14 protein-coding genes are annotated in these 13,802 nt (G+C 55.9%); 4 read left to right on the forward strand and 10 right to left on the reverse strand.

Going from position 1 to position 13,802, the window contains the following annotated elements; genetic code table 11:
* The first annotated feature begins 25 nt into the window (after positions 1-25).
* Together ACQCLF_RS05900 and ACQCLF_RS05905 are read left to right on the forward strand one after the other, a co-directional pair.
* Positions 26-463, forward strand: a complete 438-nt coding sequence (locus ACQCLF_RS05900; protein WP_426985379.1) for an RrF2 family transcriptional regulator — start codon at positions 26-28, stop codon at positions 461-463.
* 14 nt (positions 464-477) lie between these two features.
* Complete coding sequence (locus ACQCLF_RS05905; RefSeq protein ID WP_426985380.1) at positions 478-846, forward strand: SirB2 family protein; 369 nt, start codon at positions 478-480, stop codon at positions 844-846.
* A gap of 139 nt (positions 847-985) precedes the next feature.
* Here the strand turns inward: ACQCLF_RS05905 and rhlB are convergent, their stop codons facing one another.
* Positions 986-2,629: an ATP-dependent RNA helicase RhlB gene (gene rhlB / locus ACQCLF_RS05910; protein WP_426985381.1), complete on the reverse strand. Its 1,644-nt coding sequence runs from the start codon at positions 2,627-2,629 to the stop codon at positions 986-988.
* A gap of 320 nt (positions 2,630-2,949) precedes the next feature.
* On the opposite strand from rhlB, the gene ACQCLF_RS05915 reads away from it, so the two are divergent.
* Positions 2,950-3,663, forward strand: coding sequence for a type 1 glutamine amidotransferase (locus tag ACQCLF_RS05915; RefSeq protein WP_426985382.1), 714 nt, complete (start codon positions 2,950-2,952; stop codon positions 3,661-3,663).
* Positions 3,664-3,687: 24 nt separating this feature from the next.
* Here ACQCLF_RS05915 and ilvD read toward each other — a convergent pair whose 3' ends face one another.
* On the reverse strand, positions 3,688-5,361 hold the full coding sequence (gene ilvD, locus ACQCLF_RS05920) for a dihydroxy-acid dehydratase (protein WP_426985383.1): 1,674 nt from the start codon (positions 5,359-5,361) through the stop codon (positions 3,688-3,690).
* Positions 5,362-5,579: 218 nt separating this feature from the next.
* Between ilvD and ACQCLF_RS05925 the strand changes: the two genes are divergently transcribed.
* On the forward strand, positions 5,580-6,365 hold the full coding sequence (locus tag ACQCLF_RS05925) for a ZIP family metal transporter (RefSeq protein WP_426985384.1): 786 nt from the start codon (positions 5,580-5,582) through the stop codon (positions 6,363-6,365).
* Between the two features lie 2 nt (positions 6,366-6,367).
* Here the strand turns inward: ACQCLF_RS05925 and ACQCLF_RS05930 are convergent, their stop codons facing one another.
* The 8 genes from ACQCLF_RS05930 to urtB form a co-directional block, all read right to left on the reverse strand.
* Complete coding sequence (locus ACQCLF_RS05930; protein ID WP_426985385.1) at positions 6,368-6,727, reverse strand: FmdB family zinc ribbon protein; 360 nt, start codon at positions 6,725-6,727, stop codon at positions 6,368-6,370.
* A gap of 5 nt (positions 6,728-6,732) precedes the next feature.
* The gene (gene fmdA / locus ACQCLF_RS05935) at positions 6,733-7,965 is read right to left on the reverse strand and encodes a formamidase (protein ID WP_426985386.1); all 1,233 of its coding nucleotides are present in this window, start codon (positions 7,963-7,965) and stop codon (positions 6,733-6,735) included.
* 94 nt (positions 7,966-8,059) lie between these two features.
* Positions 8,060-9,181: an AAA family ATPase gene (locus tag ACQCLF_RS05940; protein ID WP_426985387.1), complete on the reverse strand. Its 1,122-nt coding sequence runs from the start codon at positions 9,179-9,181 to the stop codon at positions 8,060-8,062.
* 6 nt (positions 9,182-9,187) lie between these two features.
* Positions 9,188-10,231 (reverse strand): aliphatic amidase, encoded by a 1,044-nt coding sequence (locus ACQCLF_RS05945; protein WP_426985388.1) that lies wholly within the window; start codon positions 10,229-10,231, stop codon positions 9,188-9,190.
* A 27-nt stretch (positions 10,232-10,258) separates the two neighbouring features.
* Positions 10,259-10,948, reverse strand: coding sequence for an urea ABC transporter ATP-binding subunit UrtE (gene urtE, locus ACQCLF_RS05950; RefSeq protein WP_426985389.1), 690 nt, complete (start codon positions 10,946-10,948; stop codon positions 10,259-10,261).
* A 17-nt stretch (positions 10,949-10,965) separates the two neighbouring features.
* Entirely contained in the window at positions 10,966-11,715 is a 750-nt protein-coding gene (gene urtD, locus ACQCLF_RS05955) for an urea ABC transporter ATP-binding protein UrtD (RefSeq protein ID WP_426985390.1), read from the reverse strand.
* Entirely contained in the window at positions 11,702-12,853 is a 1,152-nt protein-coding gene (urtC, locus tag ACQCLF_RS05960; RefSeq protein WP_426985391.1) for an urea ABC transporter permease subunit UrtC, read from the reverse strand. The genes urtD and urtC overlap by 14 nt, the downstream gene beginning before the upstream one ends.
* Positions 12,854-12,866: 13 nt before the next feature.
* Positions 12,867-13,793: an urea ABC transporter permease subunit UrtB gene (gene urtB / locus ACQCLF_RS05965; RefSeq protein WP_426985392.1), complete on the reverse strand. Its 927-nt coding sequence runs from the start codon at positions 13,791-13,793 to the stop codon at positions 12,867-12,869.
* Positions 13,794-13,802 lie beyond the last annotated feature (9 nt).

A 13,802-nucleotide genomic window follows, 5' to 3' on the forward strand; every position in this document is an offset into this window, starting at 1 on the left:
AACAACGACACCTCAAGGTAAGCACATGCGCATCACTCGCTATACCGACTACTCCTTACGCGTTCTCATGTATGTCGCGTTAAAAGGTGAAGAGTTATCCACCATTCGGGAAATCGCGGATAGCTACGGCATCTCCAAGAACCATCTTATGAAAGTGGTCCAAGAGCTTAATAGCAAGGGCTATTTAACCGCGATTCGGGGAAAGAATGGCGGAGTTCGGCTGTCGGGACCGCCGGAGTCCATCAACATTGGCGCTTTGGTGAGGGATACTGAACAGGATTTTGCGTTAGTGGAATGCTTCGATACCGGTGGGGGCTGTGTTATCACGCCCGCCTGTCAGCTTAAACTGGTCTTGGCCGAAGCACTCAACGCCTTTTTCAAGGTTTTGGACCAGTATACTCTCGCCGACTTGCTGCCAGGAAAAAAAGCACCGGAAATGGTGCGTTTGCTAAATATAGGTTAACAGGTTCTACGATAATGATTGATGTTGTATTGTTAAAGCACCTGCACGTCAGCTTGGTGTTTATATCCATCAGCTTCTTTCTGGTACGCTTTCTAGGGCGACAGTTGGGTGCGGGCTTTATGCAGGCACGCGCCGTGAAAATCGCGCCCCATATTATCGATACCTTGCTGCTGGCTTCGGGCATTACCTTAGCCAGCATTTACCGGTTGTCTCCGCTTGACGCTCATTGGTTACTGGTCAAGCTGATATTAATTGGGGGTTATATTGGCTCAGGCTTCGGGGCTATGAAGGCGCCCGCCGAACTGCACAGAAATCTCTTTGCCCTACTCGCGCTAAGCCTGATTACCGGGGCGATCGTGCTGGCGGTCATTAAGCCATTCTAGCGTTGGCGGGCTCTCAGGCCCGCCAAGACCTTGTAGCGGCATAGTGATTCTGGCCACCTGATTTTGAGTGTATTATCACTCACAGAGAAAGCGGCTCCCCCTCCGGGCTGGCTACTCTCTAGAGGCGTAACAGTTCTATCTAACTACGAGGCCGACGACGACCACCGTTGCGGTTACCACTCCCGGAGCGGCCGCCTCCTCCACCGGAGCGACGACGGGGTGCGCCGGGTTTCATCGGCGGTGTTTCTACTAACAGAGACTCCGGGGGCTGTTCGCATTTGATCGGTTCGCCCAACAGCTCTTCAATCGGCTGCAAACGGAGCGCATCATCCTCACAGGCGAAACTGATGGACGTGCCGCTTTTACCGGCCCGACCCGTGCGACCGATGCGGTGCACATAGTCCTCGGGCTCTTCAGGTAAGGTGAAATTCACCACATGGCTGATGCCACTGATGTGAATACCACGCCCGGCTACATCCGTCGCCACCAGTACCTTCAACGTTCCTTCTTTAAAATCATTCAGCGTACGCACCCGCTTGTTCTGGGGAATTTCCCCGGACAACAAACCTGCGCTGATGTCGTGCCGCTTGAGCTTATCGTGCAGGTCCCGACACTCATCGCGCCGGTTGGCGAACACAATCAAGCTCTCCACGTCATCCTGCTGAATCAGGTTGTAGAGCATGGGGTATTTTTCGTCGGTCGCCGCCAGATACACATGCTGGGTGACCGTGTCGGTTGCCACGCTGTCGGGCTGAATTTCAATGGTGGTGGGTTCGTGAGTCCACTGCTCCACCAACCGCTGCACTTCCTCGGTAAAGGTGGCGGAGAAAAACAGCGTCTGGCGGTCTTCCCGTTTGGGGGTCTGCCGCACGATTTGCCGAACCTGAGGGATGAACCCCATATCCAGCATGCGGTCCGCTTCGTCGATCACCAGGATTTCCAGTTGATCGAGGAACACATCCCTCTGACGGCAGAAATCCAGCAGGCGGCCCGGTGTCGCCACTAAGATGTCGACCAGGCTGTCGTGTAAGCGGCGCTGCTGTTTACCGTAGTCCATCCCACCGACCAGTGTGTGAATTTCCAGATCGGTGTATTTGCACAGGCTTTTGGCATCATCGGCGATTTGCATGACCAGCTCACGAGTCGGCGCGATCACCAGAGCCCGTGCTTCACCCGCGTAACGCTGCTCGGTAATCGGGTGTTTCAGCAGGTCGTCAATAACGGCGGTCAGAAACGCTGCGGTCTTGCCCGTGCCGGTTTGTGCCTTGCCCACCACGTCCTTGCCTTGCAGTGCCAACGGCAGGGATTGCGCCTGGATAGGGGAGCAGTACTCAAAGCCGAGATCGGCAATGGCGTGCATCAGGTCGTTTTCCAGGCCGAAGTCATGGAAGCGGAGTTTGCCTTCGACTTTGGGCACGGGGAACTGCGAGATGTCCCAGGGTTGTTTGGCCATAGGGGGATGTTGGCTCTTCTGAGGGCCGCTGCGGCGGCGATTGTTGTTACGGCGACGCCGCTTGCCCGAGGATGATGGCGGGTTCGAGCGACCGTTCTGATTCGTGCCTTGCTCCGTACCTTGCTGCGTGTTTTGCGCCTTTTTGCTGGCGGTTCCAGCGCGGGGTTTTTGGGCACGGCGCGGTTTGTGACCGCGAGGGTTGTTGCCTTCGCCGTTAGGGCCGCTACGCTGCTTCTGGGTTCGATTTTGTTGGGGGCGCTCTTTGCGGGTGTCTGTGGTGCTGTCCGGTTTGCTGTCCCCGGAGAGCTTTTTTAGGAACTTTCCAATCAAAATGGTCACCTGTTGTACAAACTGTGCGCGGAGTATACACGAATTTGCTCTTTCTCTCCCACCTTGACCTGGTAGAGCGCCTTGAGGGAACGTTTGTTGAGGTGGCTTCGTAGAGGGGGCGTCAGGAGGCCATGCCCCTTGGAGACACGCTGTGAATACGTCCCTGTACGCTCTGCACCGGCCGTCCAGGCCGGTGACGGTCTCCAAGGGGCATGGCCTCCTGACGCCGTCTCAGCATCGAGTCCTGATAAACAGGGCTTTGCGGCTTTTCTCAGCGGTTATAAAATCGGGGCTGATTTGTACCAGAGGAGATTGTCGCAATGCCTCGTATTCACAGTTTTCACCATGTGCCGTTTGAGGGGCTGGGCTGCTTTGGCGATCTGTTTGAGCGCCGTCAGTGGCCGGTGACGCAGACGCACTGGTATCAAGAGCGCGCTACGCCATCACCCGATCAGTACGATGCGCTGGTGGTTATGGGCGGCCCGATGAATATCGATGAGGAAGACCGATATCCGTGGCTGAAAACGGAGAAAGCGGCCATTAAAGAGGCGATTGAGGCCGGGAAAACGGTAATTGGTGTTTGTCTCGGGGCGCAGTTGATTGCCTCGGTGTTGGGAGCAAGTGTTAAGCGCGGTGCGCACCGGGAGATCGGCTGGTTTGATGTGATTCGCCAACCGGGCGCAGACTCGTCCCCATTGGCGGCCCTGTTACCCGAGCGCTTCCCGGCGTTTCACTGGCACGGCGATACGTTTGAATTACCCGTCGGTGCCACATTGCTCGCCAGCAGTGAGGCCTGCAAACATCAGATTTTCAGTGTCGGCGAGACGGTGCTGGGGTTTCAGTGTCACCTGGAAACCACGCCGGAGACCGCCGCCGCACTGATTGCACACTGTGGCGATGAACTCGATGGCTCGGCATTTGTGCAGTCCGCCGAGGCAATGCTGGCCCAGCCCGCCCGTTTTCACACGATCAATACACTGGCAGAGCAAGTGATTGAGACCATGATTGCGCCTCGGGGCTCAACCGCGAGCTAGGACCCGTTTTTTACACGCGCTCAGCTACCGGTCCGTCACCGCACCTTCGGACGCCGAACTGACGACCTTGGCGTATTTGGCCAGCACACCGCGCTGATAACGCGGTGCGGGTGCCTGCCACTGCTGGCGGCGTTTCTGCAGCTCCGTTTCGTCCACTTTCAAAATGATGGAGTCCGCCTCGGCGTCGATCACGATTTCATCGCCATCTTCCACCAGCGCGAGGGGGCCACCCTCCTGGGCTTCGGGGGTCACGTGACCGACCACGAAACCGTGGCTGCCACCGGAGAAGCGCCCGTCGGTGATCAACGCCACGGCATCGCCCAGCCCTTTACCCATGATGGCGGAGGTCGGGGTCAGCATTTCGCGCATGCCTGGTCCGCCTTTTGGCCCTTCATACCGAATAACCACCACATCACCAGCCACTACCTGGCCTTCCATAATGCCGGCGGTGGCCGCTTCCTCGGAGGCAAACACCCGGGCTGTGCCGGAAAACCAGGTGCCTTCCTTGCCAGTGATTTTGGCCACCGCGCCTTCGGGCGCCAGGTTGCCGTACAAGATCCGCAAGTGACTGTCTTTTTTGACCGGGTTATCCAGCGCATGAACAATGGTCTGATCGTTTGGGTATGGCGCTACTTCTGCCAGATTTTCCGCCAGTGTCTGCCCAGTGACCGTCAGACAATCACCGTGCAGCAACCCGGCTTCCAGCAGGACTTTCATCAGAGGTTGTATACCGCCGATGGCGACCAGTTCACTCATCATGTAGTGCCCGCTCGGCCGGAGGTCAGCCAGTACCGGCACGCGCTGGCCAATGCGGGTGAAGTCATCCAGAGACAGCGGGACACCCACCGTATGCGCCAGTGCCAGCAGGTGAAGGACAGCGTTCGTGGAGCCACCCAGTGCAATGACTACCGTAATGGCATTCTCGAACGCTTCACGGGTCATGATATCGCTGGGCTTGAGATCTTTTTCCAGCAGCGTGAGCACCGCCGCGCCGGCCGCACGGCAATCAGCCAGCTTGTCATTGTCTTCGGCATTCTGCGCGGAACTGCCGGGCAAACTCATGCCTATGGCTTCAATCGCCGAGGCCATGGTGTTAGCGGTATACATGCCGCCACAGGAACCCGGACCAGGAATGGCGGTTTCTTCGATGTGCTTGACCTCAATCAGGGATTTATCGCCCTTCGCGTAGGCCCCGACCGCCTCGAACACAGACACAATATCCGTGTGCCCCTCACCGGGCTTGATGGTACCGCCGTACACGAAAACCGAGGGACGATTCAGGCGCGCCAGCCCCATCATACAGCCGGGCATATTCTTGTCGCAGCCACCAATGGCCACGAGACCATCAAACCCTTCACAGCCCGCCACCGTTTCAATCGAGTCGGCGATCACTTCGCGGGAAACCAGCGAATATTTCATTCCCTCGGTACCGTTGGCAATGCCATCGGAGACGGTAATGGTGTTGAAAATCAGGCTTTTCCCTCCGGCACCATCCGCGCCCGCTGCGGCCTCTCTGGCCAGCCCATCAATGTGCATATTGCAGGGGGTGAGATTGCTCCACGTGGAGGCCACGCCCACCTGGGGTTTGCTGAAGTCCTCATCCGTAAAACCGGTTGCGCGCAGCATAGCGCGACTGGCGGATTTACCCAGCCCGTCCACGACAGGGGCTGAATAGCGGCGACGATGATCCTGGCTCATAGAATTCACTCCTCCCGAAAATCCAATGGGTCTGCTCAACAGGCGCGCACGCGCTGACTTTAGGACCCCGCATTTTACCCGGTGCAGAATCTTGCGTATTACCCGGTGTTAGCCCCTATACTGGGTGAGTCAGCATTGTTTGGCAACCAGTGCCAATGATCCGAAAGTCATCGCGCTACGTTATCGCTCCGTACCGCACATAAAAAAGAGTTCTCTGGATGGAAAGTAGTCACCCCGTCATTCTTCTGGGTTTTATGGCAAGCCTGATCGCCAGTCTCGGCACAACACTCGGGGCCGCAGGTATCCTGTTTGTACGTCGGCTCACTCATCGTTCCCAGGATATGCTGCTGGCATCGGCGGCAGGGGTGATGCTGGCCGCTGCGATTTTTTCGTTATTGATTCCCGGCATTGAACAGGCGCAAAGCGTTGGGTACTCCCTGTCCGAGTCTTCCACCATTGTCGTCGCCGGCATGCTGCTCGGGGCGATTATGCTGGCGCTCATCCATCATTTCACGCCCCATGAAAACTTCCTCAAAGCCGGGGAAGACTGGGAGGTGAGACGCGCGAGCGGGATTTCGCTGTTTGTCATCGCCATCACACTGCACAATTTTCCGGAGGGAATGGCCGTGGGGGTTGGCTTTGCGGAGGGCAACCTCGGCAACGGTATACCCTTGGCGCTCGGCATTTTTATACAGAACATCCCCGAGGGGCTGGCGATTGCCGTATCGATTTTCAGCATTGGCTATCGCAAGCGCACAGCGTTTCTCGTCGCCGTGCTGACGGGACTGGTAGAGCCCATGGGAGGGTTATTTGGCGCCGCGCTGGTGTCCGTTGCCGTGCCCTTGCTGCCGTGGATTCTCGGCGGTGCCGCCGGTGCTATGCTGTTTATCATCAGCAATGAAATCATCCCCGAAACCCACAAGGACGGACACGAAAACGCGGCCACCTTTTCCCTGATGGCCGGTTTCGGTTTAATGGTTATTATCGACAGTTTAATTGTTTGATGTCAGTGACTGATCATCCATGGGCGCATGCCGGGAAACATCTTTTTGCCATCGGCGGTGTACATCAGGGCGGAACGCCGAGTCTCACCGCAGCAGCCTTTACCATGCTTATGCTCGTGGCGTGCCCGCCGTTCCACCCGCTCCTGCGGCGTGGAGAACACCGGCTCGTGGCGGCTGCGTTCGTTGCGTTCCATGGCCTGACGATCGTGCGCCTGCAGCCCCCTCAACTCCGGTGGCAGAACAATCACCCGGGCGGACAACTGACCGCACTGTGGGCAGGCGCACGGCTGTGCACTTTGCTCAAAGGTCGCCAATTGATTGAAAAGCCCATGGTCGGTGCATTTGTAATCGTAGACGGGCATGGCGCTTACTCCTTATCCTTGGACAAGGGAACATCCATTGCACCGGACACCTTCGCTCCCGGGCCGTCCGCACTTGGATTGACGTCGATATCGAAGATATCGGTGGGCAACCATAACGTCGCGCAGGCATTGGGAATATCCACCACGCCGCTGATGTGTCCCTGCACCGGCGCGCAACCGAGAATGGCGTAGGCCTGGGCCCGACTGTAACCAAACTTGGTTAAATATTCGATAGCATTGAGGCACGCCTGGCGATAGGCCACATGCACATCCAGGTAATGTTGCTTGCCTTGTTCGTCAACGGAAATCCCTTCAAAAATCAGGTAGTCATCGTACTTGGGTGCCATGGGGCTGGGCTTGAAAATCGGGTTCTTGATACCGTACTTGGCCATGCCATCCTTCACCAGTTTTACGCGCAGGTGGATCCAACCGGCCATTTCAATCGCGCCACAGAAGGTAATTTCCCCGTCGCCCTGGCTGAAGTGTAAATCCCCTACCGATAAGCCGGCCCCTTTGACGTACACCGGAAAGTAGACTTTGGAACCTCGCGACAGGTCTTTAATATCGCAGTTCCCCCCGTGCTCTCGTGGAGGCACTGTACGGGCGGCTTCGGCGCCCGCTGCTTTCGCGTCATCCTTACCCATACGGCCCATATGCGCGGTATCGGCATAGGGCAAGGTCGCCAGGGCCGGAACGCGGTCTGGTTCAGTGTCGTACAACGCTTTTTCACGTTGATTCCATTCGTTCAACATTTCTTTCGAGGGCAGACAACCGATCAAGCCGGGATGAATCAGACCGGCAAATTCCACGCCGGGAATATGCCGGGATTTGGTGAACATTCCATTGAAATCCCAGATGGATTTCTGGGCCTCGGGAAAGTGCTCAGTGAGAAACCCACCACCGTTCTTTTTGGAAAAGAAGCCGTTAAAGCCCCACTGGCTTTCGTCAAAGGCACCGATATCGAGAATATCCACTTCCAACAAATCACCGGGCTCTGCGCCCTCCACGCCCACCGGGCCGGACAAAAAGTGTACCTGGGTCAAGTCGACATCACGCACATCATCGGCACTGTCATTATTGGCGATCTGGCCGCCCGTCCAGTCGTAGCACTCTATAATAAAGTCGTCACCCGGTTTCACTGTGGCGGCCATGGGAATGTCGGGGTGCCAGCGATTGTGGACCTTGTCGTTCTCGTAAGGGGTTTTATTAAGATCGATCTTGATAATGGTTTCGGTCATGGCATGGCTCCTGACAGGATGGAATTCATCGGGCGTCGGACGCCCCTTGTCCATGCCATTATGAAAATTGCACCCCGTAGAGCCCATACGGCAATTAGCCCTGCACCTGCGTTATTTGACGTAGTGGTCTCTCGACATCCAGCGCGCTTACAAACACACGCCCTTCTCGCCAGTCACAGTGCAAGGCATACACGACAACGCCCGCTTTCTCTCCACTGTCGCTCACCTGGAAATTCTCGGTCAGCAGGTGGCGCGCTACTGGCGTTTCTACCATTTTCCGAAAATGTCTTTTCATAGAACGGGCGCCGTAACGGGGGTCAAAGCCTTCACTGACCAGCTGTTCACACAGGCGATCGGAAAGACTGACAGCAACACGTTTCCTGGCGAGCCGCTGATTGAGGTTTCGCAACAAGCGTTCGACAATGGCCGGCTGGTTTTTGGTGGCCAAGGGGTAATACACCAGCGTATGATCGATACGGTTGAGAAATTCGGGATCCAGCCCGTTTTGTAATGCTCGATGGACCGTATAGCGCAACTGACGTTTCTGGATGCTCCCCCGACCGAGCCAATACCATCGCTGCGACCGTTCCAGACAACGGGTCAGCTCCCGGGAACCGAGATTCGTGGTCATAAACACCAGGCTGTTGCGAAAATCCAGAACTTTTTGCCCGGAGGTGAGGCGCAACTGGCCGTAGTCCAGTACGCCAAGCAAACTTCTCAGCACCTCCGGCCCGGCTTTTTCAAGCTCATCAAACAGAACGACACCCGGGGTGCTAAAGTTGCCCCGTATGTGCGTTTCATCAATTAATGTATGACTCTCGCGACTTCCGGCGTAACCCGGCGGCGCACCGGTGATCGCAGCGGTGTAATGATCCTGGGTAAGTGTCCCCATATCCACTCGACAAAACGCATCGGTTTGGCCATGCAGGGCTTTGGCCAACAGGCGCACCGTTTCTGTTTTACCCACTCCGGTCGGACCCGCCAGCAAAAATACCGCCAGCGGACGTCCGGGCTCACCGATGTCAGCTTTAATCCGCATCAGCTCATCGCTCACAACCGAGAGCGCCTCTTCTTGTCCCTGCAAACCATCCCGCAACTGTGCCGATACAGCGAGCGGGTCAAATCGAAAGCGTGACGGAAACACTGCGGGCCCGTCAGTCTCACGGGTGGACTGTTGCAATGCTTCATCCTGCAAACGGTCGGTCAAATAAGGCATTGCACCCTAGCCCACCGTTTTTTCCCGGCCCGGATGGGGCAAGTCACCCACGGGGCACTCGGCCACGCCGACCGTCTTCCGGGTAAGACTCTCTACCTGTTCGCGGGCCTTCTCCGCATCCAGAACCCAGGTGCGATAAAAATCGAACGGACACTCGGCCACACCGCGTTCGCCGTCGCCCGAGTTGTAGATGCCGGAGTAGCCGCGGTGCAACAACTTGAACAGGTGGTTCTGCGACTGGTCATTGGCGCGAGCATCGCGAATCTGGCTGACCGACAGTTGCGCATACTGCACACCCATGTCCTCTTCACCACACTCACCCATAGTGCGCCCATCAAAACCAATAATGGCGGAATGACCAAAGTAGGAATAGACGCCATCAAAACCGGTGGCATTGGCCACCGCCACATAACTGTTATTGGCCCAGGCCATGGATTTGGCCATCATCACCTGCTGCTCCTTGGCCGGGTACATATAGCCCTGGCAACGCACAATCAACTCGGCCCCTTTCATGGCGCAATCGCGCCAGATTTCCGGGTAGTTTCCGTCGTCGCAGATAATCAGGCTGATGTTCAGGCCCTTGGGGCCCTCGGTGACGTAGGTGCGATCTCCCGGATACCAGCCTTCAATCGGACACCAGGGAATGCACTTACGATACTTCTGCACGATGTCGCCATGATTATTGATCAACACCAGCGTGTTGTAAGGGGCTTTATGCGGGTGCTCTTCGTGTTGTTCCCCGGTGAGGGAAAATACACCCCAGGTATTGGCCGTCCGACAGGCTTCTGCGAAAATATCCGTTTCCTCTCCTGGAATAGTGGCCGCTGTGGCCATCATCTCGTCGGGGTTGTACATGATGCCCATTGTGCTGTACTCCGGAAAGATCACCAGGTCCATTCCCGGTAACCCCTGCTTCATACCCACGATCATGTCAGCAATGGCTCGGGCGTTATCAAGCACTTCCGCTTTGGTGTGCAGCCGGGGCATTTTGTAATTCACCACCGCCACGCCAACGGTATCATCACTGCTGGAAATATCACCGTGTCGCATTGTCGTCTCCTCGAATATACAGTCGGGTTATACCGATAAATAAGATGCCACTTTTTGCGCATCCACACTGGCCCGCTCTTCCTCGTGAACAACCTGCCCCTTCTCTACAACCAGAATTCGATCTGCCACCTCCAATGCAAAACTCAGAACCTGCTCGGAGACAATAATCGTCAGTCCTCTCTGGTTGCGAATGTCTTTCAGCGTTTGCGCCATTTCTTTGATAATCGAAGGCTGGATGCCCTCTGTCGGCTCGTCCAGTAACAGGACTTTGGGGTCACTGGCCAGCGCGCGGGCAATCGCCAGCTGTTGCTGCTGTCCGCCCGAGAGGTTACCGCCGCGCCGATTGCGCATGTCCAGCAACACGGGAAACAGGTCGTACAAGTCCCGAGGCACGGACCGGCGTCCGCTGACGGTCAGCCCTGTTTCGATATTTTCCCGTACCGTCATACTGGAGAAAATCATTCGTCCCTGGGGGACATAGCTCAGCCCCTGCTTCACCCGCTGGTGGCTTTTCAGGGTGGTAATATCATGGCCTTCCAGTGTTGCCTGTCCGCCCGAGCAGGGAATGACCCCCATTAGTGACTTCATCAGGGTCGTCTTACCCATTCCATTGCGCCCCATCACCGCTACAATTTCGTTGGGCTTAACCGAGAAATTCATCCCGTGTACGATTTCACTCTGGCCATAACTGACCCGATAATCCGCTACGCTGAGCATGGCTTGCCCTCTTTGAGTTAATGGCCCAGATACACTTCCACCACTTTGGGATCGTTCTTCACCGAATCGATGGCACCTTCGGTCAGAATTCGTCCCTGATGCAAGACCGTGACCTTGTCAGCGATATCTGCCACAAATTGCATATCGTGCTCGATCACGATCACAGATCGGTTCTCGGATATACGACGCAGCAGCTTGGCGGTTTCCTGCCGTTCGGTCACGGACATACCCGCCACCGGTTCATCCAACATGAGAAGGTCCGGGTCCTGAATCAACAACATGCCGATTTCCAACCACTGCTTCTGACCGTGACTCAGTAGCCCCGCGGACTCATAAAGCTGATCCTTGAGCAGAATCATGTCCGCGATTTCCTCACACTTTCTGACCACCTCGGCATCGCGTCTGAAGAACAGGGAGCCGAACACATTGCGACCCCGTGGATAGGAAATCTCCAGATTCTCAAATACCGTCAAGTCCGTGTACACCGACGGCGTCTGGAATTTTCGTCCCACCCCGGACTTCACAATGTCGGACTCGGTCATTCGGGTAAGCTCCTGGTTGCGAAAACGTATGGAGCCCTCGGTGGATCGGGTGCGACCACAAATCAGATCAAGAACCGTGGTCTTCCCCGCGCCGTTGGGACCAATAATCACCCGGATTTCACCTTCATCGACGTATAAGGTGAGATCATCTACCGCTTTAAAGCCATCAAACGATACCGTGAGATTCTCCACGGCCAGAACAAAATCAGTATTACTGGCGCTCATGAGCAACTCCTTCAAGCGATGGGTTACCACTTTCACGTTTCAGACGACTCACCCATTCATCCATCTTCCGGACGACATGACCTCGCGCGTAGGTGTCGTAAAGACCCGCGATACCATTGGGAAAAGCCAGTACCACACCGATGAACAGTGCGCCCATCGCAAACAACCAGAGCTCGGGAAAACTTTCGGAAAACATGGAGCGGGCCCAGTTCACCAGGAGCGCACCGTAAATGGCGCCAAACAGCGACAGGCGACCACCCACCGCGCAAAAAATTACCATTTCAATGGACGGCACAATGCCGATAAAGCTGGGGGACATAAACCCCACTTGCAAGGTGAACATCGCGCCGCCGATGGCCGCGAATGCCGCGCCCAGGCAGAATACAAACACTTTAAAGTTCGCCACATCGTAGCCGGAGAACCGAATCCGGTCTTCGGAGCCCCGCATCGCCACAAGAATACGGCCGAACTTACTCTGTCGAACAAACTGGGCAACGACCAGGCAGGCCAGCAAAAGTCCGACACAAATAAAGTAGAAGACGTACTTCGCGAAATCTGATCGAATATTCCATCCGAGCAATGTGCGAAGATCCGTGATGCCATTAACGCCACCGGTATAGCCTTGCTGGCCGATGATCAGAATCGTCAGGATCGCGGCGATGGACTGGGTGATAATGGCAAAGTACACCCCGCTGACTCGGCGCTTGAACATCGCCACGCCGATCAGGTACGCAAACAGCGAGGGCACCAGAACGACAGCAAGCAGCGTAAACCCGAAGCTGTAGAAAGGTTCCCAGAACCAGGGCAACTCGGTAATCTGGTTCCAGTCCATGAAATCGGGAATACCCGGTGTGGACTGGATAGCGGTACTTTCAGGGTCCGAGGCTTCCAGCTTCAAGAACATAGCCATCATGTAGCCGCCAATCCCGAAAAACACACCCTGCCCCAAACTGAGTACACCGCCATATCCCCAGCACAACACCAGGCCGAGAGCGACGAACGCATAGGTGAGATATTTCCCCACCAGGTTCAGGCGAAAGATGTCCAGCGCCAATGGGAACACGACAATTAACACAACCGCCAGCACGGCAAAGCTGAGTAAGTCGTGCCGGGAGAACAGTGAACGTATGCCAGTCATGATTGAGTTCTCCTTAGCGACGAACTTTCAATGTGAACAGGCCCTGAGGACGAGCCATCAGAACACCGACCACAAACAGCAATGTAAGCACTTTCGCCATGGAACCGCTCAAAAAGAATTCCATAGTGGATTGTGCCTGGGAAATCGTGAACGCCGATGCCACCGTTCCCAGCAAACTCGCCGCGCCACCGAATACCACGACAAGAAAGGTATCGACAATATAGAGTTGACCCGAAGTGGGTCCGGTAGAGCCGATCATTGTAAACGCCGCACCAGCCACTCCAGCGATACCGCACCCCAGGGCGAACGTCATACGATCCACCCGCTGGGTATTGATACCCACCGCGTCGGCCATGGTACGGTTCTGTACAACGGCACGCACTTGAATGCCCCACCGTGACCGATACATCAATATCGCTACCACGATGGTGATGGCCACCGAGAGACACATGACAAACAAACCGTTAATGGGAATTTCCACCAAATCCGTCACGGGGTAGGACCCCATCATCCAGTCAGGCATGCTGACGCCAACTTCCCTGGCCCCAAAAATGGATCGGTAGCCCTGTTGCAAAATCAAACTCAGACCCCAGGTGGCCAACAAGGTATCCAGAGGCCGGTGATAAAGATGGCGAATCATCGCCCACTCCACCAATGCCCCCAGTAACCCCGCTGCGATGAAGGCCAATATCATCGCCACAAAAAAGTAGGAGCCATAGAACCCCGGAAGGTACTCGGAGAACAGGTTGGACGTCATATAGGTTATGTAGGCACCGAGAATCATAAACTCCCCATGTGCCATATTGATCACCCCCATCTGGCCAAAAATAATCGCCAGGCCCAGGGCCATCAACAAGAAGACGGAAAAGAGTGTCAGCCCGGCAAAACCCTGCATGGCAAATATCGACATCAATTCCGAGGTGGAATAGTCTGCAAACATGAAAGTCGT

Source organism: Marinimicrobium sp. ARAG 43.8 (assembly GCF_050113635.1).
Taxonomy (GTDB): Bacteria; Pseudomonadota; Gammaproteobacteria; order Pseudomonadales; family Cellvibrionaceae; genus Marinimicrobium.